The sequence below is a fragment of the Octadecabacter antarcticus 307 genome (genome assembly GCF_000155675.2).
GTDB lineage: Bacteria > Pseudomonadota > Alphaproteobacteria > Rhodobacterales > Rhodobacteraceae > Octadecabacter > Octadecabacter antarcticus.
In genome coordinates, this window is the sequence record NC_020911.1 from 4205259 (window position 1) to 4228771 (window position 23513).

The 23513-nt window shown below is 55.4% G+C and carries 15 protein-coding genes and 7 pseudogenes; 13 read left to right on the plus strand and 9 right to left on the minus strand.

Features of this window, described 5'->3' with window-relative positions; all coding sequences use genetic code 11:
• The first annotated feature begins 45 nt into the window (after positions 1 to 45).
• The gene (locus tag OAN307_RS21475; protein WP_083903162.1) at positions 46 to 2829 is read left to right on the plus strand and encodes an AMP-binding protein; all 2784 of its coding nucleotides are present in this window, start codon (positions 46 to 48) and stop codon (positions 2827 to 2829) included.
• Here the strand turns inward: OAN307_RS21475 and OAN307_RS21480 are convergent.
• Together OAN307_RS21480 and OAN307_RS21485 are read right to left on the minus strand one after the other, a co-directional pair.
• Positions 2802 to 3575 (minus strand): SDR family NAD(P)-dependent oxidoreductase, encoded by a 774-nt coding sequence (locus tag OAN307_RS21480; RefSeq protein ID WP_015501592.1) that lies wholly within the window; start codon positions 3573 to 3575, stop codon positions 2802 to 2804. The genes OAN307_RS21475 and OAN307_RS21480 overlap by 28 nt on opposite strands.
• Before the next feature lie 349 nt (positions 3576 to 3924).
• Positions 3925 to 5144, minus strand: a pseudogene (locus OAN307_RS21485) (transposase).
• 276 nt (positions 5145 to 5420) lie between these two features.
• Here OAN307_RS21485 and OAN307_RS31740 point away from each other — a divergent pair.
• The 6 genes and pseudogenes from OAN307_RS31740 to OAN307_RS21510 all read left to right on the plus strand — a co-directional run.
• Positions 5421 to 6243, plus strand: a pseudogene (locus OAN307_RS31740) (IS110 family RNA-guided transposase); the annotation flags it as partial.
• A 105-nt stretch (positions 6244 to 6348) separates the two neighbouring features.
• Positions 6349 to 6581 (plus strand): annotated as a pseudogene (locus OAN307_RS31745) (IS110 family transposase); the annotation flags it as partial.
• Positions 6582 to 6906: 325 nt separating this feature from the next.
• Positions 6907 to 7332, plus strand: a pseudogene (locus OAN307_RS21495) (transposase); the annotation flags it as partial.
• 268 nt (positions 7333 to 7600) lie between these two features.
• A complete protein-coding gene (locus tag OAN307_RS21500; RefSeq protein WP_144055656.1) occupies positions 7601 to 7819 on the plus strand; it encodes a hypothetical protein in 219 nt (72 codons plus the stop codon).
• 1 nt (position 7820) lies between these two features.
• Positions 7821 to 8747, plus strand: coding sequence for an aldo/keto reductase (locus OAN307_RS21505; RefSeq protein ID WP_015501593.1), 927 nt, complete (start codon positions 7821 to 7823; stop codon positions 8745 to 8747).
• On the plus strand, positions 8744 to 9817 hold the full coding sequence (locus OAN307_RS21510; RefSeq protein WP_015501594.1) for an NAD(P)/FAD-dependent oxidoreductase: 1074 nt from the start codon (positions 8744 to 8746) through the stop codon (positions 9815 to 9817). The genes OAN307_RS21505 and OAN307_RS21510 overlap by 4 nt, the downstream gene beginning before the upstream one ends.
• A 9-nt stretch (positions 9818 to 9826) precedes the next feature.
• Here OAN307_RS21510 and OAN307_RS21515 read toward each other — a convergent pair whose 3' ends face one another.
• Both OAN307_RS21515 and OAN307_RS21520 read right to left on the minus strand, forming a co-directional pair.
• The gene (locus tag OAN307_RS21515; protein ID WP_044044224.1) at positions 9827 to 10084 is read right to left on the minus strand and encodes a Hint domain-containing protein; all 258 of its coding nucleotides are present in this window, start codon (positions 10082 to 10084) and stop codon (positions 9827 to 9829) included.
• Positions 10085 to 10093: 9 nt separating this feature from the next.
• Positions 10094 to 10276 (minus strand): hypothetical protein, encoded by a 183-nt coding sequence (locus OAN307_RS21520; protein WP_144055657.1) that lies wholly within the window; start codon positions 10274 to 10276, stop codon positions 10094 to 10096.
• A 171-nt stretch (positions 10277 to 10447) separates the two neighbouring features.
• Here OAN307_RS21520 and OAN307_RS21525 point away from each other — a divergent pair, with 171 nt between their 5' ends.
• Positions 10448 to 11413 (plus strand): phosphotransferase family protein, encoded by a 966-nt coding sequence (locus tag OAN307_RS21525; protein WP_044044229.1) that lies wholly within the window; start codon positions 10448 to 10450, stop codon positions 11411 to 11413.
• Between the two features lie 55 nt (positions 11414 to 11468).
• Here OAN307_RS21525 and OAN307_RS21530 read toward each other — a convergent pair whose 3' ends face one another.
• Positions 11469 to 13970 carry a GcvT family protein gene (locus OAN307_RS21530; protein WP_015501597.1) on the minus strand — a complete coding sequence of 834 codons (2502 nt, stop codon included), beginning with the start codon at positions 13968 to 13970 and terminating at the stop codon, positions 11469 to 11471.
• Positions 13971 to 14443: 473 nt separating this feature from the next.
• On the opposite strand from OAN307_RS21530, the pseudogene OAN307_RS27215 reads away from it, so the two are divergent.
• Both OAN307_RS27215 and OAN307_RS21545 read left to right on the plus strand, forming a co-directional pair.
• A pseudogene (locus OAN307_RS27215) lies at positions 14444 to 15483 on the plus strand (IS481 family transposase).
• A 327-nt stretch (positions 15484 to 15810) separates the two neighbouring features.
• On the plus strand, positions 15811 to 16446 hold the full coding sequence (locus OAN307_RS21545) for an alpha/beta hydrolase family protein (protein ID WP_015501598.1): 636 nt from the start codon (positions 15811 to 15813) through the stop codon (positions 16444 to 16446).
• 18 nt (positions 16447 to 16464) lie between these two features.
• Here the strand turns inward: OAN307_RS21545 and OAN307_RS21550 are convergent, their stop codons facing one another.
• Positions 16465 to 17451 carry a 2-hydroxyacid dehydrogenase gene (locus OAN307_RS21550; protein WP_015501599.1) on the minus strand — a complete coding sequence of 329 codons (987 nt, stop codon included), beginning with the start codon at positions 17449 to 17451 and terminating at the stop codon, positions 16465 to 16467.
• A 112-nt stretch (positions 17452 to 17563) separates the two neighbouring features.
• Here OAN307_RS21550 and OAN307_RS21555 point away from each other — a divergent pair, with 112 nt between their 5' ends.
• From OAN307_RS21555 to OAN307_RS28540, 3 genes and pseudogenes are all read left to right on the plus strand, one after another.
• Positions 17564 to 18109 carry an SH3 domain-containing protein gene (locus OAN307_RS21555; protein WP_015501600.1) on the plus strand — a complete coding sequence of 182 codons (546 nt, stop codon included), beginning with the start codon at positions 17564 to 17566 and terminating at the stop codon, positions 18107 to 18109.
• Positions 18110 to 18563: 454 nt separating this feature from the next.
• Positions 18564 to 19497: pseudogene (locus OAN307_RS21565) on the plus strand (IS5 family transposase).
• 371 nt (positions 19498 to 19868) lie between these two features.
• Positions 19869 to 20109: pseudogene (locus OAN307_RS28540) on the plus strand (transposase); the annotation flags it as partial.
• Positions 20110 to 20215: 106 nt separating this feature from the next.
• On the opposite strand, the gene OAN307_RS28545 reads toward OAN307_RS28540, so the two are convergent.
• From OAN307_RS28545 to OAN307_RS21580, 3 genes are read right to left on the minus strand one after another with little or no spacing between them, the layout of a single operon-like run.
• Positions 20216 to 20701, minus strand: a complete 486-nt coding sequence (locus OAN307_RS28545; protein ID WP_044045072.1) for a hypothetical protein — start codon at positions 20699 to 20701, stop codon at positions 20216 to 20218.
• Between the two features lie 8 nt (positions 20702 to 20709).
• Positions 20710 to 22821 carry an oxidoreductase gene (locus OAN307_RS21575; protein ID WP_015501603.1) on the minus strand — a complete coding sequence of 704 codons (2112 nt, stop codon included), beginning with the start codon at positions 22819 to 22821 and terminating at the stop codon, positions 20710 to 20712.
• A 12-nt stretch (positions 22822 to 22833) separates the two neighbouring features.
• Positions 22834 to 23493, minus strand: a complete 660-nt coding sequence (locus OAN307_RS21580; protein ID WP_015501604.1) for a TetR/AcrR family transcriptional regulator — start codon at positions 23491 to 23493, stop codon at positions 22834 to 22836.
• Positions 23494 to 23513: the final 20 nt, after the last annotated feature.

Here is a 23513-nt window from a genome sequence, read left to right on the forward strand (position 1 = left end):
CTGGTCTAATGCTGCTAAGCCTTCCGCCAAAAAGGACCTAATGCCATGACTTCGTCTCAGACTGTAGCTGCTGATCTCGTCCGCGCTATAACAGATTTTGCCGATGCGCCCGCAATGTCTGATCATAACCGCACGATCACCTACGGCAGACTTGGCCAATTTGCCCAAGCCCTCGGCTATCATTTGGACACGCCGCAGGTCGTCGGTATTTTCGGTTCAGCTGGGGTCGCAATGGCCACGAGCGCTGTGGCTTGCGTAATTAACGGACGGCCTTTTGTGCATCTGGACCCAGCCATGCCGCAAATGGTGCTGCACAATATCATTTCTGAATTACAGGTCAGCTTGGTTGTCACCTGTCAGGATGCCGCTGCAGGCCATTTGCCGGGCGATTGCAAAATCCTAGAAGCGACTGCCCTGTTGAACGAAGTGGCAACACAGGTTGGACCGATTTACGCGGCCAGCGTATCACCGGATGAGTCAATTTATCTGGTTGCGACATCCGGCACGACGGGACGGCCCAAATGCATTCCGGTTGCCCAAGATGCCGCCTACCTGTCTTACGATTGGCGCGACGCGTATACACCCTATCGCCCGGGCATGCGCGTTGGCATTTATATCTTTGCGATCTGGGAAATGTTTCGCCCACTGCGAAAAGGTGCCGAATTGTGGTTCCCTGATGCCAGCACCCTTTTTGCGCCACGTGAATTGGCGAATTTCCTGATCGAACACGACATAGATGAGATGCTGTTCACGCCGTCTTTCTACGACACGTTTCTAACAGCGCTGGACCACGACAAGGCTATGGCAATTCCACTTAGCCGTATCGTTTTGAACGGCGAAGTCGTGAGCGATGACCTGATCACTGCATCGCTTGCAAAGTTGCCGAAGGCCGCGCTTTGGAACCTCTATAGCATCTGCGAAACCCACGATGTTTGTATGTCGCACCTGATCGAGCCGGAAGGCTGCGCACCCGCATCCGTTGGCATCCCGATGGAACATTTGCGCGCCATCATTCTGGATGAGGCCGACAAGCCCTGCCCAACCGGCACCGCAGGGCAACTGCATTTTGAGGGGTCAAGGATGTTGGGACGCGGTTATATCAACCGACCCGAAGAAACCCGTCTGCGGTTTCGTGAATTAACGATCAACGGGCGCAACATGCGTCTTTATGACACCGGCGATCAGGCGTGGGTGGACGACGCAGGCGCTTTGCACATCGAAGGGCGCATTGCCCATATGCTCAAGTTGCGCGGATTTTCCATCCAAACCCGAGAGTTGACGGACACGATGCGCGACATGCTGGTATTCTCGAATGCCGCGCCTTGGGTGGCCGAAGTTGGCGAACGCGGCCAAAGTTTAATTTTCTATTTCGCAGCCGATGCCAAGCAAACACGGGCCAATGCCGACAGATGGGGGCTACAGGCGGGAACCAATAGAATGCCGTCCGAACTTGCCTCAAAACTGCGCGCAGTGCTGCCTGCCTATTGTGTGCCTTCGTTCCTTGTTCAGATGGAGGCACTGCCATTGCATCCGGTGTCAGGTAAGGCGGATATGCGTGCCTTGCCGCCTATCAAGGATGATGCCGACGTATCAGACGCAGCCGAAGATGCGGTCATTGCCGCCGCCGCGATCGCCATGGGATGCGCGCCATCACAGATTGATCCCGCGCTCAGCTTTCACGATCAGGGCGGCGACTCGCTGATGTGCGTCACGCTGATGTTGGAGCTGGAGAGCGCCTACGATCGCCCCATTGATTTTGAATTGGCGATGAATGTACCGCTGCACAGGCTTGATCAGTTGATGACCCAAGAGGCGGATGCGCCCGCGCCCACAGACGACTTAGATCGTCCCGGTATTTTGTTGACTGGCGCAACTGGGTTTCTTGGTGGCCATGTCCTTGCGCAGGCCGCCCGCGATCTACCGGTCGGTGACGTAGTCTACTGCCTCGTTCGAGATAAAAACCGTGGCGCACGTGATCGGCTGGACGAGGTGGCCTCAGCCCACGGGATCGCCAGCGACAGATACGTCATGGTGCCGGGCACCTTGGACGCACCAAACTTCGGGCTAGAGCCGTCCGCCTACGCTGCGCTGACCGCATCGGTCACACGGGTCATTCATTGCGCCGCCATGGTGAACCTCGCCATACCCCGTACCGAGATGTTGGATTGGTCCGCGCGCGGTATGGCGCAGGTGCTGGCGTTCTGCAGCACTGCAGACGCCGATCTGCGCTTCACCTCATCCAGCGCTGTTTTTCCTGATCGCGGTGGTCCTTGGCCCGAAGGCCCTGCAAAGGCGTGGGAAGGATGCACTGGCTACGGAGCCGCCAAGATAGCGTCTGAGGTTGCAATCAAAAATTCGGGTGTCTGCGCCGCTATTGTGCGGCTGCCCTCTCTCTATGATCTAAACGCACCAAACCCGCGCGACATTTATGAAATCATCCTAAAAGCGTCATTGTGCGCAGGTCACATGCCGCACGGGCTTGAATTTCCAATGACCGATGTGAAAGCCGCCGCCGCCTTTCTTCTTGGCCCTGTGACTGCACCAGACGCCCCGATTTACAACTTGATGGCCGATGTGCGCATTACACCGACAGACCCGAATGCATTGGATGCAAAAGACTGGCTAGAAGCCGTCAAACTGGCCCCCGGCATTGCCAATGTGATCGCCAAATTCCCCGATACGTTGTGCGCCGATGCAACCTTCATCAACACAGCCGCGTGCACTGCGTTGGTGCAGATCACTGACCGCCCTTGCAGCAGTATCAGCAATGGCAATGCGTTACTGCTGCGTCGCGCGAAAGACTACCAAAGCGATCCAGCATTGATCTGAAAATCTTCCATTGTAAGGGCACGTGCCGCATCGCTGACCAGAAATGCTGCCAATTCTGCAATCTCAGATGGCTGGACGAGCTGGTTCTGCGGGTTGGATTTGGCGTATTCGGCCCGCACTTCCTCAAGGCTTTGACCGGTCAAAGCGATATCAGCGTCGATAAACCGTCTCAGCATTTCGGTTTCCACCCAAGTCGGGCTGATTGACACGCAGGTAATCCCGAGTGCAGCGCCCTCTAGGCTAACGCACCGCCCCAAACCCAAAAGCCCCGCCTTAGACGTGCAATAGGCCGCATTATTCGCCATCCCATTATGCGCTGCAACCGATGCGATGTTGACGATCCTCCCCCAACCAGCGCGCTTCATATGCGGCATCACAGTGCGGATCGTCCGAAATGATCCGCTTAGATTGGTGTCGATATGGTCGTCCCAGATCGTGTCAGGATGATCTATGATGGCGGCCTCTTCATAAACACCTGCAGCATTGACCAAAATGTCAACGCCGCCATGGGTTTCGGCAACTTTGGCGACAAAAGCATCGACACTCTCGCTTGAGCGCACATCGAGCGCGGCTGCGTGAATATTGCCTTGGTCAGGACCAAGGATTTTGCTGACAAATGACGCATCAGCCGCGCTACGTGCGCCAACAACAACAGTCGTCCCGTCTTTCGCTAGCCTGCGCGCAATCGCCAACCCCATCCCCGACAACCCGCCAGTTATGATTGCCGTCTTGTTGCCATTTGTCATGCTGCTCTGTCCTTGCAAAAATTAACGCTTGCCGCCCCCCTAAATTAAATGTGGAGCACCTGCATCGAAAATCCTATTTGAGCGTTTTGAAAATTTGGCCCTGCAATATAAAATGGATTGCCCCTTTGAGGTGAGGCGAGCGTTACACCGGTAAGCAGTGACTGCGTATCAGCGTGCATGTGCCCGGAAGCAGCCATCTGATAGTACGAGCCGCTTATCTGCTTTGTCCGGCTGAGCCACCCTTGGTCACGACCGCTGCGAATGTCCGGTTTCCGCCGATCTTATTGAAAAACACCGTATTGCTGTCGCAGAAAGTTGGGCGTCGAACAGGGCGCGAGCGCTTTTCCTATCACGCTTTGCGCATTTGCTGCGGTGCAGGAAGGATCTTGGCTAGTTTGCGGAGGTTTTGGGCGGTTGCGGCGAGAAGAAATTCATCATTTGCTCCACATGGTCCCCGCAGTCGGAGCCTTCCCAACCCGAGGATGCGTTTAAGGTGGGCGAAGAGCATCTCGAGCTTTTTCCTCAGTCGCATTGAAACGGCGTATTGTTTGGTTTTTGCAATGTCGCAGGCGACCTGTCGTGCGTCTTCGTGTTCTTCGCGTGTGATGGTACGGAAGTCAGCCTTCGGGCAGCAATTGGCTTTGGATGGGCAGGCCTGACAGATCAGCTTAAGCCCACGATATTTTGTCCTGCCCGTACTTGTTGGGCCTCGACTGGGGTCGGAGTAGTTGCGGCGAGATTGCTTGAGCGATTGACCTTCTGGGCAGATGTACTGGTCGCCCTTCGGGTCCCACTCAAAGTCTTCCCTACTCCAGGTGCCATCGGTGCGACTGGCTTTATCCCCTCTCGTGCATGCGAACATGCACTGCCGGGCAGTGAATGACAGGGATGTGCGGTGCGAAGCCACGATCCACTAACCATCCCAGCATCGTGCGCACGGACCCAACTTCGGCCTGCCGGATCGACCGCGTGGCCTCAACATCCATTGCCCGGCAGTCGTTTGCCCTGCAAACGATGAGAGGGGACAATCACGGCATTATCCGTATCGATCAAGTAATTGGTTGAATAGGTGTCAGCTTCGATCAAACTGGCATCTGCCGCAAAGCGCTGGCCACTCACCAGCCCCTCCGCCATGCATCGCGCCACAGTCGTCTCAAACAGATGACGCAGCAGATCGCTGTCGCGGAAACGACCGTGCACTGCCCGGCAGTGGTTTGCTTGCAAACCATGAGAGGGGCGGTTTTTGGAAAAGGTCGAATGATTGGGCACGTTGTCGCTCAGATCCAGTCGGCAGAACCAGCGGTAAGCAAGGTTCAGGTGAACCTCTTCGCAGAGGCGACGCTCAGAGCGGATGCCGAGGCAATATCCCACCAACAGCATGCGAATAAGCAGTTCCGGATCAATCGAAGGACGGCCTGTATGGCTGTAGAAATCGGTGAGATGTTGGCGAATGCCGGACAGGTCGATAAACCGCTCAATGGATCGCAGCAGATGATCTTGAGGAACGTGATCATCAATCGAAAACTCATAAAACAACGCGCCTTGTGCCTCTTGTTTCGGTCCCAACATCGCAATTACCCCTTGTTGTCAGGAACAATTGAATCAGGGGCCAAGCCTCACATCAACAAGAGTTTTTCAACAAAATAGGCTCAAACCTGCCATTCATCGTCGGTCCTGAACGCCGCAGTTCGGCCCATCAAACCTGATGGGGTGGATGGCTCCTGCTCCAACCAGCGTCGCAATGCGCTATACTGCAGGTGTCGAAACCTACTTATAAAAGGAGCCACCCCATGCACGTTACCACAATCGGCCTTGATCCATCGACCGGCAGGCGAATGCGCAGCAATCGCTGAGAGGTTGGCCAAGAACATTTTTCAAGTTCATGGGATCACTGAAGACGAAGAGGTCGCCTTCAACCGGCCTTTGAGACGCGCACAGCTATTGCCGTTCTTCTCCAAGATTGATCCCTGCCTGATTGGCATGGAGGCCTGTAGCAGTGCGCATCATTGAGCTCGGGAGTTAACAGTGTTGGGCCACGATGTCCGCCTGATCCCACCGAAATATGTCAAACCATACGTCAAACGCGGGAAGTCTGACGCCATCGATGCCGAGGCCATTTGTGAAGCGGTAACGCGTCCGACGATGAGATTTGTTGCGATAAAAACCGTTGAGCAACAAGCTCTGCTGTCGCTCCATCGCGCACGGGCTCTGCTTGTCCGACAACGCACCCAGTTGATCAATGGCTTGCGTGGTATGGTCGCTGAGTTCGGCGTTTACATCGCGAGGGGCCTCGCGAGGATCATCGGATTTGCAGAGGATGTTTTAGTAGGCGAAGTGCTAGACTTGCCCGAAATTGCCAAGGAAGTGATCCATAATCTATGCGAACATCTCATGGCATTGCATGTACGGATTCGGTGGTATGAAGATCGGCTCAAGCTGGTCGCCAAGGAAGATGTGCGGGTCCGTTTGTTGCGCACTATTCCCGCTCTCGGGCATGTAAACATGCCCTGCTGGGCAGTGGGACGTTGGTGTTGTGACAGCCTCGGCGATCATCGCCAGCATTGGTGATGGCCATCAATTCAGCAATGGCCGCGAGTTTGCAGCATGGTTGGGGTTGACGCCCGCGAACAAATCCAGCGGCGGTAAAGAGAAACTCGGGCGCATTACAACCCTCTCGGGACATTGCGTCGTGCTGCAAGCACGCCCATGGCGTGACGCAATACCCTGTCCCGTTGCCGGGCAACACATGCACAGCATGTGTGAGAGGGGGCAGTGAATGGGTGATCAATACTTACGATCATTGCTGGTCGTTAGCATGACATCACTCGTCCGACAGACCAAGTCGCACCCGGAGCGAGCAAGCAAGTGGCTGACATCACTGCTGGAACGAAAACCCGCGCGCGTCGCAACCGTCGCTATCGCTGCCCGAGAGGGGCCAATAAAACGGCAAGGATCGTCTGGGCCGTTTTAACGCGCAACGAACCTTATACAACGCACATTACTTAAGAGAGGAAGAACAAAGAGTTAGCAAGACCCACGAGATGATGGTGCATAAGTCTGCCGCCAAAACCAGGACACCCCGTCGAAAGTCCCGGGCGATATAGCCCGCTAAGCTGTAAGGGACTTGGTCTGCGGAACCCATCCGTTGCCCAGCAGGCGATTGCGTAGCAATCTGCCGAGAGGGGGGCAGCGGTCAAAACCGCGCAAACAGGCCCCTCTCATTGATTGCCTTGCAACCAACTGCCGGGCAGCGGGAACACATGACTGCTTCTGACAAATGCACAAATCTGATCAAAAATGTCTTGCTATGCAGGAGCCATCAACACAGCACTTTGCATATGACCGCGATCTGGACGTGTATGTGTGTCCTGCAGGGGAACATCTGACATACAGATTTACCGGTCAGCAAGACGGCAAAGCGATCAAATCATCCTGGTCAGGAGCATGCGCTGATTGCGTCCTCAAAGCCAAATGCACAACAGGCAAAGAGCGGCGTGTCCGCCGTTGGGAGCTCGAAGATGTACTGGCGAGGGTCCAAGACCGGTTAGACGCAGATCCAGCGCAACTGGCTGTCCGTAGCATGACCGTCGAGCATCCCTACGGCACGATCAAATCTTGGATTGGAGCGATGCATTTCAAGATGCGGACCCTCAAGAAGGTGGCGACGGGGATGGCGCTGCACGTGCTGGCCTACAATATGACCCGCATCATGAACATAATGGGCATTCCAGCGATGATTGCGGCCATGAAGGCGTAAAAGGCCGCGGTCGCCTTCAATTTAGCCCGGAAACGTCGGGATGTGCCTAGAATGGCCCTGACCCGCCTCCATAATCCAACATGTTAGCTAAAAAGACGATCCCGACCCGTAATGCAGCTGAACGCCAAAAGCGCTCCGGTGTACCACCATCAACCGAGCTTCCACACAGCCTCTCCGCACAGCAGACATTTCAGTTTTTCACGCTCAACGACTTCCCTGACCTCGTGGGCTCCTCTAAGATGGGCGAGACTTTTAGATGGAGCACACCATGCCATACCACGGCGCAGGCACGTTTTTAATCGGGCTGATCATGATGATTGCGGGGGGGTATCTACTGCTAAAAGGCATCATGGTGCGGCCACAGTTTGGCATGGGCAATCAGGTGTTCACCATTGGTGGTTTTCCGGTCACGACAGGTCTGGTGTTGGTGCCGTTGGCATTCAGCATTAGCATCGGGTTGTTCCTTCGCTCACTTCGGGGCGGTTGATATGACATTGAGCACACAATCGGGGGCGATGCTTACACCCGCCGCCTACGGCACCATGCAATGGGGCGGCACGGCGGATATTGGCGCGGCACGGACGATGTTTGATGCCTGTTTGGATGCTGGTATCCGGCATTTCGACACGGCCTTCTTGTACACCGATGGCAGGTCTGAGGAATTTTTGGGCGACATTGCGGGCAACCTCGACGATGTGTTCGTGGCAACCAAAGCCGCCTACAATCAACCGGCCACGACTGCGAACATCCACGCCAGTTTCGACGTGAGCCGAAAGCGCCTGAAACGCGACTGCATAGATCTACTCTATATGCACCGCTTTGACGACACGACGCCGCTGGATGACACATTTGAAGCACTGGCAGCGCTGCAAACCAGCGGTGCGATCCGCTTTATCGGTGTCAGCAATTACGCCGCGTGGCAGGTAATGAAAGCCCAAGGCGTGGCGGCCAAGTTCGGCACAAAAATTGACGTCATTCAGCCGATGATGAATCTTGTGAAGCGACAAGTTGAGGCTGAAATTTTACCAATGACGCGTGATCAGGGCATTCAGGTCTGCGCCTATTCGCCGCTTGGCGCTGGGTTGCTGACACGGAAATACGCCGCCGGTGGTGATCGCCGGTTGGCGAAAAATGCGCGCTATGCAACCCGCTACGGCCCGCGATGGATGCACGAAGCAGCACATGGACTGGCGCAGATTGCCGCTGATTTGGATGTCGATGCCGCGACGCTGGCGGTGGCATGGTTGCGCCACCATGCACCTGATGTTCACCCTATTTTGTCGGCGCGATCGGTTGCACAGTTGACGCCGTCCTTGGGTGGGCTGACATTTGAAATGGATGACGCGACCTACGCTGCTATCACAGCGCTGTCGCCTGCCCCGCCCCCTGCCACGGATCGGATTGAAGAAGCATGATCGATTTCCTTGTCATCGGCGGCGGCATTGCGGGCACGTCTGTTGGTGCGCGCCTGTCACATCTGGGCCAAGTCGTCGTTTTGGAACGCGAAAGCGCGCTGGCCTATCACGCGTCAGGGCGATCTGCCGCGATGTTTGAGGAAAGTTACGGCGCGCCATCGACCATTGCGCTGAACAAAGCCAGCCGCGACTATCACTTTGACGCGAACGGCGGTGTCACAAGCCCGCGCGGTTTGATGTTGATAGGCACCGTCGACAGTACGGACGCGTTTCAGACAGATTTGGTGGCCATGCAGTTGCAACAAATCAGTGTTGATGATGCCCGCGCGATGTTTCCAATCCTGAACGATACTATCACACAGGTCGGCTATCATGTCGGCGCGTGGGATTTGGATACGGACCTTTTGGTGCAGAATTTCGCTAGCGAAGTGCGTGGCAACGGAGGCATGGTGCGAACATCGGCAAACGTGACAGGTGTGTCCCGTACTGCGACAGGCTGGAATGTCACGGTCGGTGAAGAGGTCCTGTCGGCGCGCAATTTGGTTAATGCGGCTGGTGCTTGGGTCGATGTGGTTGCGCAAATGGCTGGCATCCCGCCCTTGGGTGTGACGCCGCTGCGCCGATCTATGGCGCGTATTCCAGCACCCGGTGGGCATGATGTATCAGGCTGGCCGATGCTGTTTGGACCCGGCGAAAACTGGTACGCCAAGCCTGACGCAGGGGCGTTGATCGTGTCCCCTGCCGATGAAGTCTTGATGCCGCCAATGGATGCTTGGGCGGATGATATGATGCTGGCAGAAGGGTTGGCGCGCTACGAGGCGCACGTCACCGAACCTGTCACGCGGATGCTGTCAAATTGGGCAGGTCTGCGCACCTTTGCGCCGGACAGGAATTTGGTCCTGGGACCGGACCCACGCGATGCGTCGTTTGTGTGGATGGCAGGGCAAGGTGGCTATGGCTTCCAAACGGCCCCCGCTGCCAGCCAATTGGTCGCAGATTTGGTGGCTGGGAATACACCGCAGATAGCTGCGGATATGGTCGCAAAACTCATACCGCACAGGTTCGCTTAGAGCTACGTTTCAGGCAACGGCGGCCATCAGTTCCCACGACCGTAACGTCATGTAATAAAAGTCACATTCAGCGTCCAGCAGCACGGTTTCAATCGGCACGCCTTGTGCAAACACGATCCCCTGTTGTACCAATGTAATCTGGATGTAACTGACGGGGGTGACGGCACGTCGCACTTCAATGTGGCGATGGTTCACGGCGAGGGATTTGGCCCGCACCAAAACCGCATCAGAGCCAAACATCAACAGCGCGCGGATGTGTTCGAACAAGACGCGGTGCTACGGGCCGACGTTCAAATCTGCATAGGGCAAGCCAAAACCAAGCGCGCCTTGGGCGATAAAGACAGTGTAATGTTTGCGTTCGCTCGGCGCGCCGAAGGGCATCGACATGCGGGTGTCGGGCGTAATACCAAAGGCCGCGACCCACGAGGCCAGCGACTGCAAATCTGGTTGGTCTCTCATCACTACTCTCCAATTTACGGTCTCGGTTTCGGCCTTCGTAAACTGGCGGGCCGATGGCGCAATCATGTCAAATCTGGTAAATATGTCCCGTGAGGGGTGGCTGTCAGCGCGATTAAACTTGCGGAAGACCAGATACGTTGACCCTGTTGGCGCAACGCGCAAAAGTGACCCATGTTAAGCAACACAGATCCGAATTTTGACAAAATTGATGAGATGGTACGTGAATTCGCGCAAGCAATGGCGTTTACGGGCACGCCGGATGTCGTACGCATCTTTACGTCACATTTGTTGCCGCTGGAACGACAGGTGCTGCGGGTGACATTGGGCGAACAGATTTACGCGCTGAAGCTCGATTTCACGTCAGATGTCACAGAGCGTTTGGCGCATGAATTTGAAGGGCTCAAAAAGCTCAGCGCGCATTTCCTGACTTACGACAAATTGGGCACGGCGACGCCGGTTTATTTGTCCAAGTCAGGGACGTTCTTCGCAATGAATTTCCTTGATTTTCGCACGGCAGGACAGCGGTTGAAGGAGTCCCAACAGATACAAACGACGCGGCAGGTCTATCGCCGTGCAGGGCTTTGGCTCACGGCGATGCATGAATTCAAGCCGCAGAAACGCAGCCCGTTTTATGGGGAATGGATGCCGCTAGAAGTAGACGCGCGGATCGACGATGGGCAGATGCACGCGCCCGCCAACGACGTGGTGCGGATGCGCGATATCTTAGCAGAACAAATCGATGACGTGCAGATGGTGAAAGACACGCGCGTCTGGAGCCATGGTGATTTTCATAGCGAAAACATAATGTTAGGTCCGGGTATGACCTATGCGTTTGATCTGACCGAAGCGCGCATGAAGCTGGCCGTCTATGACGTCGTGGATTTTCTTAAGGTTGACATTTACCGTCAGATGCCCGGCGAAGGCATCGATAGCTCCGGTATTATCGCCAGCCACCGCGAGATGTTTTTCAAGGGCTACAAACACGGCATAAAGCCTGAATTATTTGAAGTTGCGATGCGGGGACGGTTGTTAATTGATTGGGCGTCGATCACCAAAAATGGATTTAAGGATCGCGAAGGCCAGCGGCTCCGATTTCTACGCCTGAAAGAGCGGCTTGATATTGCGTTTTTTGGCTAGATTAGCCGCCGCCCGCCTGCGTATGAAGCTGACGGAAGGCGGCTGAATCTCATCGCTAGGCATCTTTGCGGATCGTCTCATTTTTCGGATCATATGGGCTGTCTTGCACAACTTCGGCGTCCCATAATTCGCGGAACATACGCACTTTGACCTTCGTGCCAACGGCGCACAAATCCAGCGGAAGATAGCCCATGCCGATGGATTTGTTGAAGGCCACCGAATAGCCGCCCGACGTCAGACGCCCGACCTTTTGACCGTCATGCAACAGCGCTTCGCTGCCCCACGGGTCCGCATCGGCTGGGCCATCGATCAGCACGGTGACACATTTGGACCGGATGCCGGTTTTTTCCATCGCGGCCTTACCGTGGAAGTCTTTGTTCAGATCCACAAATCGCGGCAAATCGGCCTCAAGGGGCGTTGCGTCACGGCCAAGTTCGTTGCCAAATGCGCGGTAGGATTTTTCCTGACGCAGCCAGTTTTGCGCCCGCGCACCAACCAGCTTCATACCATGGGGTTCACCTGCTTTTTCAAGCAAATCAAAAAGGTAATTCTGCATTTCCATCGGGTGGTGCAGTTCCCAGCCAAGTTCACCTGTATAAGCGACGCGGATCGCGTTGACGGGACACATGCCCAGTTCGATCTTTTTGGTAGACAGCCATGGGAAGCGTTTGTTGGTGAGAGCGGTTTCAGGGTTCGCGTCGTTAATGACAGCGTTCAACACGTCGCGCGATTTGGGGCCAGCAATGGCGAAAACACCCCATTGGGTGGTAACGTTCTGGCATTCTATGCGGCCAAATTCGGGTTCTTTGTCTTCAATTGCTTTGCGCAGGAAGTCGGCGTCGTAATCTGTCCACGCGCCTGCGGAAACGAGGTAGTATGAATCTTCGCCGTTGCGCACAATGGTGTATTCCGTGCGCGTCGTGCCGTGGGCCGTGAGCGCGTATGTCAGGTTGATGCGACCGATTTTGGGCAACTTGTTGGTGGTAAACCAATCGAGAAATGCGGTAGCGCCGGGGCCTTTGACAACGTGTTTGGTAAAGGCCGTGGCGTCAATCAGGCCGACGCCTTCACGGATCGCCTTCGCCTCATCAACTGCATGCGGCCACCAGTCACCACGGCCGAACGAGCGCCCGTCATGGTCGTAGTTTTGTGGCGCATCAAGGGGACCGAAATAATTTGGGCGTTCCCAACCGTTGACCCAGCCGAATTGTGCGCCACGGGCTTTTTGGCGGTCATAGGCCGGGGCTGTGCGCAGGGGGCGACAGGCGGGGCGTTCTTCATCAGGATGATGCAATGTGTAGACGTGGTCGTAGCATTCTTCGTTTTTGCGAGCGGCAAATTCGGTCGTCATCCAGTCGCCGTAACGCTTGGGATCAAGCGATGCCATGTCGATTTCAGCTTCGCCATCGACCATCATCTGCGCAAGGTAGTAGCCCGTACCACCAGCCGCCGTGATGCCGAATGAGAACCCTTCGGCGAGCCACATGTTGCGCAGACCGGGCGCGGGACCGACCAATGGATTGCCGTCGGGGGTGTAGCAAATCGGGCCGTTGAAATCGTCCTTTAGCCCGCTGTCTTCGCAAGATGGGACGCGGTGAATCATTGCCATATATTGGTCTTCTATGCGTTCCAGATCGAGCTGGAACAAGTCGGCGCGGAAGCTGTCCGGCACACCGTGTTCGAACACTGCAGGGGCATTTTTTTCGTACACGCCCAAGATCCAGCCACCACGTTCTTCGCGCACATAGCTTTGGGCATCGGCATCGCGAATGACAGGGTGTTCTGCGTTGCCTGCGGCGCGGTGTTCGACCAGTTTAGGGTCTTGATCGAGAACAACAAATTGATGTTCAACGGGGATCGCAGGCATCTTGATACCCAGCATTTTTGCGGTGCGCTGCGCGTGGTTTCCTGATGCAGTGACAACGTGTTCCGCCGTGATGACAATCTGTTCTTCAGATGGCACAAGATTTCCACCCTTTTCCACCATCTTGGTGCAGGTTACGTCCCACGCGGTGCCGTTCCAATCAAACGCATCGGCCTGCCATTTGCGTTCAATCGCCACGCCACGTTGGCGTGCACCCTTGGCCATCGCCATCGTCACGTCGGCGGGGTTAATGTAGCCGTCGGTGTGGTGATAAATTGCGCCTTTGAGGTCTTCTGTGCGGATCAGCGGCCAACGTTCCTTGATCTGTTCTGGCGTCAGCCATTCAAACGGCACATCGCAGGTTTCCGCGGTCGATGCGTAGAGCATGAATTCTTTCATGCGTTCCTGCGTCTGCGCCATGCGCAAGTTTCCAACGACCGCAAAGCCCGCGTTGAGGCCCGTCTCGGCCTCAAGATCCTTATAGAAATCGACGGAGTATTTGTGGATGTGCGTAGTCGCGTAGGACATGTTGAACAAGGGCAGCAATCCAGCCGCGTGCCATGTGGAACCGGACGTCAGTTCATCGCGTTCCAGCAACATCACATCGTCCCATCCGGCTTTTACCAGATGATACGCGATTGATGTTCCAACGGCACCGCCACCAATGACCAATGCTTTGACTGTAGTTTTCATGGCTGCGACTCCCGTGCGGCATTTAGGCATAATCTGCCCCAAATGCGCGAGCGTGCCCAAACCCACCCGACGCGAAACGTACCAAAACCGACCAAGCGTGCATTTCATGATACCTAATCGTTTTATGGCAAACGCCCGCTATGCGACTTTACTTTGTACTTCACCGCAGGTGTAGCGCGGCGCAACTACAAAGATATTGGGATTTAATAACAATTATTTAACAGGTGAAGCGAACTTGCGACAGGAACTAAAATCGACATGGCTTCCCCTTTGAGAACGCAAATCATGTCCTTATGGAGATCGTTGAATGAAGAGTAAGGAGTAAAGCGAGAGAGCCGTGTTAAGCGCCCCCCCGCGAGGAGGGCAGTAAATGACACGTATTGGATTGCTGGCGCTTGGCGCGGCGATGGTTCTAGGTTTTTGATCCCATGGTTTGATGGTGCGATCTATTCTTTGGAATGTAAGGAAGCATTATGGGACAAATACGTCATGGCTGCGCCACGACTACGCACGCCATCAGAGCAACAATACAGCGATCGCAAGCTACGACCGCAGCTTTGAGTCGAGAACTTGGTATAAATGTCAAAACGGTCTCCAAATGGCGCAAGCGCAAAACTGTAGAAGACCGCAAGACTGGCCCCACGGACCCCAGTTCGACCGTTCTCAGCGCGGGTGAAGAGGCGATGATCGTCTCTTTTCGACGTCATACGCTCCTACCGCTGGATGATTGTCTTTATGCCTTGCAGCCAACTATCCCACATCCATTGCCCGGCAGTTGCTTGCGGAGCAAGCAATGAGAGGGGGACGCGATCTTCCCTGCATCGTTGTTTGCAACGGCATGGGATATCCCGACTGCCAGATATGGAGGGCGACAAGCCGAAACGACAAAAGTTCAAACGCTATCCGATCGGATATTTTCATATCGACATTGCAGAGTTGCGCACCAACGAAGGAAAACTTTATCTCTTTGTTGCCATTCATTGCCCGGCAGTGAATCGCAAAGCGATGTCACGAGAGGGACCGAACCAGCAAGTTTGCCGTGGCACGGCTTGTAGAAAAAGCAAATCGCAAGACGGCCTGGGAGTTCCTGGAGGCTGTGCTGAAAGCGGTGCCATACAAGATCCACACAATTCTGACGGACAAGGGCATTCAATTTTGTGAGCAACCACGTAACCGGAACACACCATATTCACGGCCTATGCGGTTCGACATGATCTGCGATGCCAACAGGATTGAGCACCGGCTGACCAAGCCCAACCATCCATGGACCAATGGCCAGGTTGAGCGGATGAACCGCACGATCAAGGACGCAACAGTCAGGCGGCATCACTACGACAAGAATGATCAGCTGCACACCCATCTCGCAGACTTCATAGCGGCCTACAATTTCGCTCGAAGGCTGAAGACGCTCAACGGCCTGACGCCGTACGAATACATCTGCAAGATAGGGACTTCAGAACCAGAAAGATTCATCGTTAATCCGATCCACCAGATGCCGGGACCGAACATCTAGGGGCATGCAAACCGCCCAATATAACATCACGTCTTGAAAGCAGCGACACGCTGTTTTCGGACTTTGACGATGCTGAAACTTATACGCCACACCCGATTGGTGCGCGCGCCGAGAATGATTTCATGCGGTTTTCCGCCATGAGCATGGCGCGTTAATCACGGCTGGGCATGGTCACTTTAGGCCAAGTAAAATGCATCTGACATTACGCGAGCGGCATTTTGGTTCGAATCCAAATTTTAGCACCAGATTTTAGCAAGGGTGCGGTAAACCCCACTCGACTTATGTCACCAGCTAGTTGACTTTACGGCAACTGGTAGGAGTGGACAGATGCGAAATATGGATTTGATGGACGCCGCGCGGCTTGTTGAAAACAGCTATGACGGAGGCGCAGATTTGCCGTCCATTCGGCTGGTTATCAACGAAGGTCACGTGCAGGCGTTCCTGCTGACCGACAACACATTGGTAATCCCGGGCAGCAACGAACTGGTGGATTACAGCAAGACGAATTTGGTAACTGGTAAGCAGAAAATTTCCTGGGATAAAATGGGTAAGGCTGCCGGAAATGCGATTTGGCATCGCGGTTTTGCGGGCTATGCGGCGACCATTGCTAACACACTTAGCAGCGTTAGGCCGACATACATCATTGGCCATTCGCTGGGCGCAGCTGCGGCGCAAATTTTGGGCTGCATCTACGGTGTCCCAGCGATCGGTTTTGCATCGCCAATGCCACGGCGCGGCAAGTCGCGGCTCAAGCATGAGGGGCTGGTGCTCAACGTCGTGCGCAACGATGATATCGTCTGCCGGATGCCACCAAAACAATTCGGATTTCGCCGTGTGGGCAACACCGAAGTCATGCATCCCGCGTCACCAAACGCAGGAGAGGACCATTCCATGACGCATTATATCAACCTGATGGAGACCGAACGCCGCGAAGGGAAAATCGTCAAAAGCTGGCCCCATTAGGCGACATTGCACAGACCCTTACAACATTGCAGGTACGACCAGGTCGGGCGGGCGATGGCCGTCCTGGAAGGTTTTTATGTTGAGCAGGACTTTTTCGCCCATTTCGACACGTCCTTCGAGCGTGGCTGAGCCCATATGCGGCAGCAGCACAACATTCTTAAGCTCGCGCAGACGCGGGTTCACATCAGTGCCGTTTTCATAAACGTCTAAACCAGCCCCCGCGATATCGCCGGAGCGGAGCATACGGGTCAGGGCGTTTTCGTCGATCACTTCGCCACGGGCGGTGTTCACAATGACGGCGTCCTTTTTCATCAGCTTAAGGCGGCGCGCATTCATCAGATGGAACGTCGCGGGCGTGTGGGGGCAGTTCACCGAAATGACGTCCATCCGCGCGACCATCTGATCAAGGCTTTCCCACCATGTCGCATCGAGTTGGTCTTCGATTTCAGGGCGTAGGCGGCGTCGGTTGTTATAGTGGATTTGCATGCCAAAGGCGCGGGCACGTTTGGCAACCGCCTGCCCAATGCGTCCCATTCCAAGAACACCGAGCCTACGGCCAGCGATGCGCCCGCCCATCATCGCTGTGGGGGCCCAACCATTCCAATCGCCTGATTGCATCAGCGCCAAACCTTCGGGGATGCGGCGAGTGACGGCCAGAATCAAGGCGATCGTCATGTCAGCGGTGTCTTCTGTGACGACTCCGGGGGTGTTAGAGACCAAAATCCCGCGCTGACGGGCGGTTTGGACGTCGATATGATCGACGCCAGCGCCGTAACTGGCGATCAATTTCAAACGATCCCCCGCTTGCCCGATCACCTTGGCGTTAATCTCATCCGTGACGGTCGGGACCAGAACATCGCAGGTCTGCATCACCGCCACCAAGTCTGCAGGCGTCATCGGCGTGTCGTCAATGCGCAACGTTACGTCGAACAATTCGCGCATCCGCGTTTCGACTGCGTCGGGCAACCGTCGCGTGACGGTAACACTTAGGCGTTTGCTTGGCATGATCATGCTCCCCTCGCTTGCCCGAACGGGCTGTTGCGTGGCAAGGTGACTGCAAAGGTCCGGCGGCACAAGAACCGCCATAATAATTCAGGGCCAGATGAGGACGCAGTTTATGAAAACAGGACGCGTAAAAACCGTTTTGATGTTGATCGCTTTGGCAACCTCATGGTCTTTGGCGCATTCCGTGGCGGCATACGAGGCAGTCGTGCCAATCACGGCCGTACAAAGTGACCGTGGGCCGGTGACAAATTTGCCAATGCCGCGCTACGTTTCCCTGAAAGCAAACGAAGCCAATGTGCGTCGTGGCCCGTCCCTGTCGCACCGGATTGATTGGGTGTTCCAACGCCGCGACATGCCGTTACGCGTGGTGGGCGAATTCGGCCATTGGCGCCGAGTTGTGGACCGCGAAGGTATGGGCGGCTGGGTGCATTATTCGCTTTTGTCGGGCAATCGCACCGTGATCATCGACCGCGACTTACTGGTATTGCGCGGCCAGCCCGATGCTGATGCCACCGAAGTTGCCATGCTAGAACTTGGCGTCATTGCAGACCTTGGTGAATGTCACATTGATTGGTGCCGCCTTCGCGCAGACGGTCACCGGGGCTGGGCCCTGAAAGCCGCCATGTTTGGCGTCGGCGCGGATGAGTTGCGTGACTAGATCCAAGGCCCTGCGGCGCAGGTATTTTTAGCCTTATGTATAAAGCGCACCGATAATATAGCTGATCTTTTCCGCCCATGTGAACCACAATGTGGTATGGCACAGTCAATCGTCATTCACGCACGAACCAAGAAACGCGCAGAGGTCGCAAGGCAGCACAAAGCCGCCGTGAAGGCTGCTGCGATACGCGACGACCTCGCCATAGACCGTGCACTACCGTTGCGACTGAACGCGCACCAATATGGTTGTCGGAGCACGCCGAACTTAGAACAAGTCTTCGGATCCGTCACATTTATGACGTTTTATCAGCACAGAGATCAGCGAAACTAAAGGGGGCGATGCCAGAGAAAAAGGCCGCGCTAGAGCACGTCTTTTTCCACGGCATCATAGGGGCTTTGTTGCACAAATCGGTTGAGGGATTCATATTTTGAATCCAGTGTGGTAGCTGACTTGCATGAGCAAACCCACAGAGCCGACCTACAAGACCACGAACTGGACTGCCTACAATGAGGCGTTGAAGCGCCGCGGATCACTGATGATCTGGTTCGATCCTGAGATGACTTGGGGCGCCACACCTTCCGGCAAGCGGGGCCGATCGCGGACGTTCAGCGACACCGCGATCCAGACTTGCCTGACCATGAAAGTGCTGTTCGGAATGGCCCTCCGCCAGACGGCAGGCTTTGTTGAAGGCCTGCTGCGTTTGACGGGGCTCGACTGGGCAGTGCCTGACTTCAGCACCATCTGCCGACGTCAAAAGACGCTCGCGGTCAACATTCCGTATCGCGGCTCAAAGGGTCCATTACACCTCCTGATCGATAGCACTGGGATCAAGGTCGAGGGGGAAGGTGAGTGGAATGCACGCAAGCATGGCGGTAAAAAAACGGCGTGTCTGGCGCAAGATCCATCTTGGGATCGACGAGCAAACGTTGAAGGTTCGAGCAGTTGAGGTCACCGGCAGCAACATCGGAGACCCGCCGATGCTGCCCGAGCTACTCAATCAGATCCCGTGCGATCAACAGATCGGCAGCGTCACTGCAGACGGAGCATACGACACGCGCAGATGCCACGATGCTATCGCGGACCGTGGAGCGGCTGCGGTCATCCCTCCGAGCAGAAACGCCCAGCCATGGAAGCCAAGCACCGCTGGCGCCATCGCCCGGAACGATGCGCTCCGCGCCCCGAAGTATCTGGGCCGGGCATTGTGGCGGAACTGGAGTGGTTATCACCGCAGAAGTCGCGTCGAGACAAAGATGCATTGCCTGAAATTGCTGGGTCAGCGGCTCATGGCGCGGGACTTTGACCGTCAGGTCGCAGAGGTTCAGGAGCGTATAGCTGTCTTGAATGGCTACACTGCGCTTGGCGTTCCTGTCACAAAAGCCGTGAGGTGAATCCGCTTGGGGAAAGGGGAGCCCCGTCGATCAGCCGATTTGTGCAACAGAGTCCTTCAACGCTGCCTGCTATGACACAGGACAACAGCTCGTCTTTAGCAACGCAATGTTGCCGCCACCTAATGCGCAGGACGATCATGCCTTGCCATCTACCTTCGGGCACTGTCGTTTTTCAACGCACAAGGCAACAAGGTGACGCCACCAACTTTCCTGATATTTTTGGCCGCCGCAATCTCAGCAGCCTTTCCACCCTATCTGGGGCCAATGACGATTGAAGTCGAACACGACAGCTGCGGTGCAAAGTGACCTGCCCCCCGAAACCTCCTTCACTTTGATGCAGAATTTGCTCAACCTTTCAAAGGAGCAAACAAATGCGAAAGAGCCGTTTTACTGAGGCGCAGATTATTCATTGTCCAGCAGGGTATTGCGCAGCAATGTCCCGAGAGGGGGATGATTAAGGAGCAGGAAGCTGGAATGCCAACTGTAGAGATGTGCCGCAGGCATGGCCTTAGTCTTACGTCGTTTTACAAGTTTAAATCCAAGTACGGCGGTATGAATGTGTCTGAGACCCATCACCTTAGATCGCTGGAAGATGAGAACGCCAAGCTTAAGTGTCCACAATTCGTGCACTTTTATTCTATGATCTCATCAGGTGGATTCTTGATAAGGGTGACCGCAGATGAAACCACGAGCACCAAAAAGGTGATAAGCATCGTTTTCATATCAGCTTGGGGTCGCTCGGACTGGCCCGCAAATATTCGAGCATCGTTCCGACACTGTCTCGCTTGCGGGCTTCCAGCTCAAGAAATTCGATAGCCGCCACTTCATGCTTCGTGAGGAAAGACAGCCGCGACTTGTCCATTTCAGGGCCCATTTCTTCCAGCGCGCGAAACTCCGGCATATAGTCGGGAAAAGACGCCTGCATATCTGCAATAAATCGATCCCAATCAGGCGCCTCATCCTTGATGTCTTCAAGCCCGATATCGTGCAATTCCTTGTCTGTCCTCGGGGTCAGGCGGTATCGTTGCAACAGCGGTAAAACCGCATTGGCCGCGTGGCGTTCGACCCGCGCCATCAGTTCCATCTTGTAGGTCCGGTCCGGGTCCGAATACTGGCGTGACACCGCCCGAAAATAGGCCTCACCCATGATCTCTTCCTCGTAATACAGCAGGAGGGTGTCGAGGTATTTTTGTGAAGGGGTCATCTCAGGCATCATTTCACCAATTGCGGTTCAAGGGCTTTCTGCTGGCGAGCGGGTTTGACAAGGCTCACGTCCACTTTGTCGTGCGGCATCGGTAGGTCCGGATCTGTCGGGTTGTCCATTTCACGCGCATAGCGATGCCCTGCAAAAACTGCCGCTGCAATGATCGCAGGCGCCTCACAGTCGCCGATGCGTTTAAGACTGAATGGCAAATTTTCGGCCTGTCCATCCGCCTTGGCCAAAAGGCCCGCGTACAAATCGTCATTGGTCCGTCGTTGGCTGACCATGACCACGGATTGCACAGGGATCACCTTGGGCGTTTCAGTATAAACGCATTCAAGCATGGCCTGTGCGCCGTCGAAATGCTCCAGATTGTGCGACATGATCAGTTTGATCCCCAAGCGCATAAGATGCGTGCGCACCCGCCATTGTTCAGATGTCATCGCGGTCCACGGCGAAACATTGTCGCTGGGCATCGCCATTGTGACGTCGATCCCTGCAAGGTGAAGTTTTTCAGCGATCACGCCGCCCATGTAGTAGCCATCGCAATCATATAGCAGCGTCGGACCATCCGGCAGTTTGCCGTCCATGATATCGTCGGGCGTCAAAACCTGCACGCCGCTGCCGTCTTCCACAATTGCGCCATAGGCCGCGCCATCAAATCGGTCACTTCGCCATGTTGCACCAGTTGCGAGAGCCACATGGTCTGCACCCACGTCGAACACATCCTGTGCAGTCAGGCGGCTTTCGCGGAAAATCTCAACATTGGGCATCACCAGAAGTTGCTGTTCGCGGTAGTCGCGCACGCGGATGTATTCGCTCATCCCTGGCAGGTTGGCTTCGCGGGTTACGCGCCCACCAAGGGTATCAGTCGCTTCCGCCAACATCACATGATAGCCTCGATTGCCCAAAGACCGTGCCGCCTCAAGTCCGGCGGGGCCTGCGCCGACCACCAGCACTGTCGCGTCGGACCCTTTTGACGGGATCACTTCGGGGTTCCAGCCCTTGCGCCATTCCTCCCCCATTGTCGGGTTCTGTGTACAGCGGATCGGCACCGCAAGGCTGTCGCCGGAATAACAAATGTTACAGCCGATACATTCGCGGATGTCATCGCTGCGGCCCTCATCGATCTTGTTGGGCAGATAAGGATCGGCAATTGACGGACGCGCGGCCCCGATCAGATCGGTCACGCCGCGTTTGATCTGGCTGGCCATCGTATCGGGCGACGTAAAGCGGCCCACTGTAACCACGGGTTTGGTTGTAACGGATTTTACGAAATCCATGTAGGGTTCCAGCGCGGCCTCTTTGGTAAAACGTGACACGCCCATCTCAAGCGAATAATCCGCGATGTTGATGTCCCACAAGTCGGGGTATTCGGCCAAAAGCGCCAGCATTTCGCGGCGTTCGCCGTGTACCGGCTTGCCGTCTTCTTCTTCGTATTCGTCCGCTGCAAAGCGGACAGCAACAGCACATCTGTCGCCGACCGCGTCTTTGGTTTCTTCGATCAGCTCACGTACCAAACGGGTGCGGTTTTCCAGCGATCCACCGTATTCATCGCTTCGAGTATTGACGCGCGGGTCAAGGAAGTTGGCCAGCAGGTAGCCGTGCGTTGCATAGACATAGACGATGTCGAACCCCGCATCGCGCGCGCGCAGGGCAGCCTTTCGGTGCCAGCGGCGCAGATCGCGAATGTCGTTCTTGTCCATCGCGCGGGTTTGAAAAGGGTGGCCCACACTGTTGGGTAGGCTGGCCACGTCCATAGCTGTTAACCGCGTCGACAAGTTGGCGGACCGCACACCGCCAAACCATAGTTCCGCGCCCGCAAGCGCGCCATATTCGTGCACCCCCTCTGTCATCAGTTGATGGGCGGAAATATCACTGTCGTCCCAAAGAGACGCGGAGATATGCAGCGAGTCGTCGGATGCAGGATGGATCGAGCAATATTCAGTATTGATCACGCCCCAGCCACCCATCGCCTTGACCTTGCGCATTTGCGCCAGCGTGCGCGGGCGTTGCCAGCCCATGCCGGTACAGTGCGGCACCTGATAGAACCTGTTTTTTGTTGTGACCGGCCCGATCTGGAGCGGTTCAAACAAAATATCGTGGTTGGGGTTTCTGGTCATCGTCGCTCCAATTCAGGTGGCAATCTCGGGTGGTGTGAAACGGTTTGGAAAGGTGGCGGCAAGATAACTGCGCATCTGACGCTTGGCGTCATCACGGGTCGTGTCGCCAGGATAAATCAGCATCGTGAGGGATAGACCGTCAAACAGCGATTCCATTATCGTGGCCACATCCGTCGTGTTCACATGCGGAAAGTCACCGCTGTTCTTTAGATCATTCAGAAGGGCCAGCAAGCAATCGTAACGCGCATCATCAATATCACCACCGATACGGCGGTAGGCCGCGCGGCTTGTGCTGTCACCATAAAATGCAAACCAGACCGCCTGTTTCTTGCGGCTGCCTACCTTGGGGTGAAAATGCGCATCCACAATCGCAAGAATTTTCTCTTCGGCGCTTAGACCCTTGCCCTCGATCGCCTTTCGCCACATCTCCTGATCCTCCAATGCAAGATGCAGCAGGGTTTCTTCAAACAGTTTCTGTTTGCTTTCGAAGTGAAAGTTCACCAAGCCCAATGAAAGACCCGCAATACTGGTCACCGTTGTCATTGTGGTGCCGGGGATGCCATATTTGGCAATGGACGTGATTGTGGCGTCGATCAGCTGCCGCTTTCGCTCCTGTTTAGAACGCGTCCGAGGCGTCTTTTCGCTTTTTTGTTTGTCTGCTTCAGTGGCCATTTTTTGCTCACTTTCTTTAC

Excerpts from the sequence above, each read along its gene's own strand:
- OAN307_RS21500 (WP_144055656.1), top strand. The coding sequence starts at position 7,601 with ATGCCATACCACGGCGCAGGCACGTTTTTAATCGGGCTGATCATGATG.
- OAN307_RS21550 (WP_015501599.1), bottom strand. The coding sequence starts at position 17,451 with ATGCCAAGCAAACGCCTAAGTGTTACCGTCACGCGACGGTTGCCCGAC.
- OAN307_RS28545 (WP_044045072.1), bottom strand. The coding sequence starts at position 20,701 with ATGACCCCTTCACAAAAATACCTCGACACCCTCCTGCTGTATTACGAG.
- OAN307_RS21510 (WP_015501594.1), top strand. The coding sequence starts at position 8,744 with ATGATCGATTTCCTTGTCATCGGCGGCGGCATTGCGGGCACGTCTGTT.
- OAN307_RS21475 (WP_083903162.1), top strand. The coding sequence starts at position 46 with ATGACTTCGTCTCAGACTGTAGCTGCTGATCTCGTCCGCGCTATAACA.
- OAN307_RS21480 (WP_015501592.1), bottom strand. The coding sequence starts at position 3,575 with ATGACAAATGGCAACAAGACGGCAATCATAACTGGCGGGTTGTCGGGG.
- OAN307_RS21545 (WP_015501598.1), top strand. The coding sequence starts at position 15,811 with ATGCGAAATATGGATTTGATGGACGCCGCGCGGCTTGTTGAAAACAGC.
- OAN307_RS21575 (WP_015501603.1), bottom strand. The coding sequence starts at position 22,821 with ATGACCAGAAACCCCAACCACGATATTTTGTTTGAACCGCTCCAGATC.
- OAN307_RS21505 (WP_015501593.1), top strand. The coding sequence starts at position 7,821 with ATGACATTGAGCACACAATCGGGGGCGATGCTTACACCCGCCGCCTAC.
- OAN307_RS21525 (WP_044044229.1), top strand. The coding sequence starts at position 10,448 with ATGTTAAGCAACACAGATCCGAATTTTGACAAAATTGATGAGATGGTA.
- OAN307_RS21580 (WP_015501604.1), bottom strand. The coding sequence starts at position 23,493 with ATGGCCACTGAAGCAGACAAACAAAAAAGCGAAAAGACGCCTCGGACG.
- OAN307_RS21555 (WP_015501600.1), top strand. The coding sequence starts at position 17,564 with ATGAAAACAGGACGCGTAAAAACCGTTTTGATGTTGATCGCTTTGGCA.
- OAN307_RS21530 (WP_015501597.1), bottom strand. The coding sequence starts at position 13,970 with ATGAAAACTACAGTCAAAGCATTGGTCATTGGTGGCGGTGCCGTTGGA.
- OAN307_RS21520 (WP_144055657.1), bottom strand. The coding sequence starts at position 10,276 with ATGAGAGACCAACCAGATTTGCAGTCGCTGGCCTCGTGGGTCGCGGCC.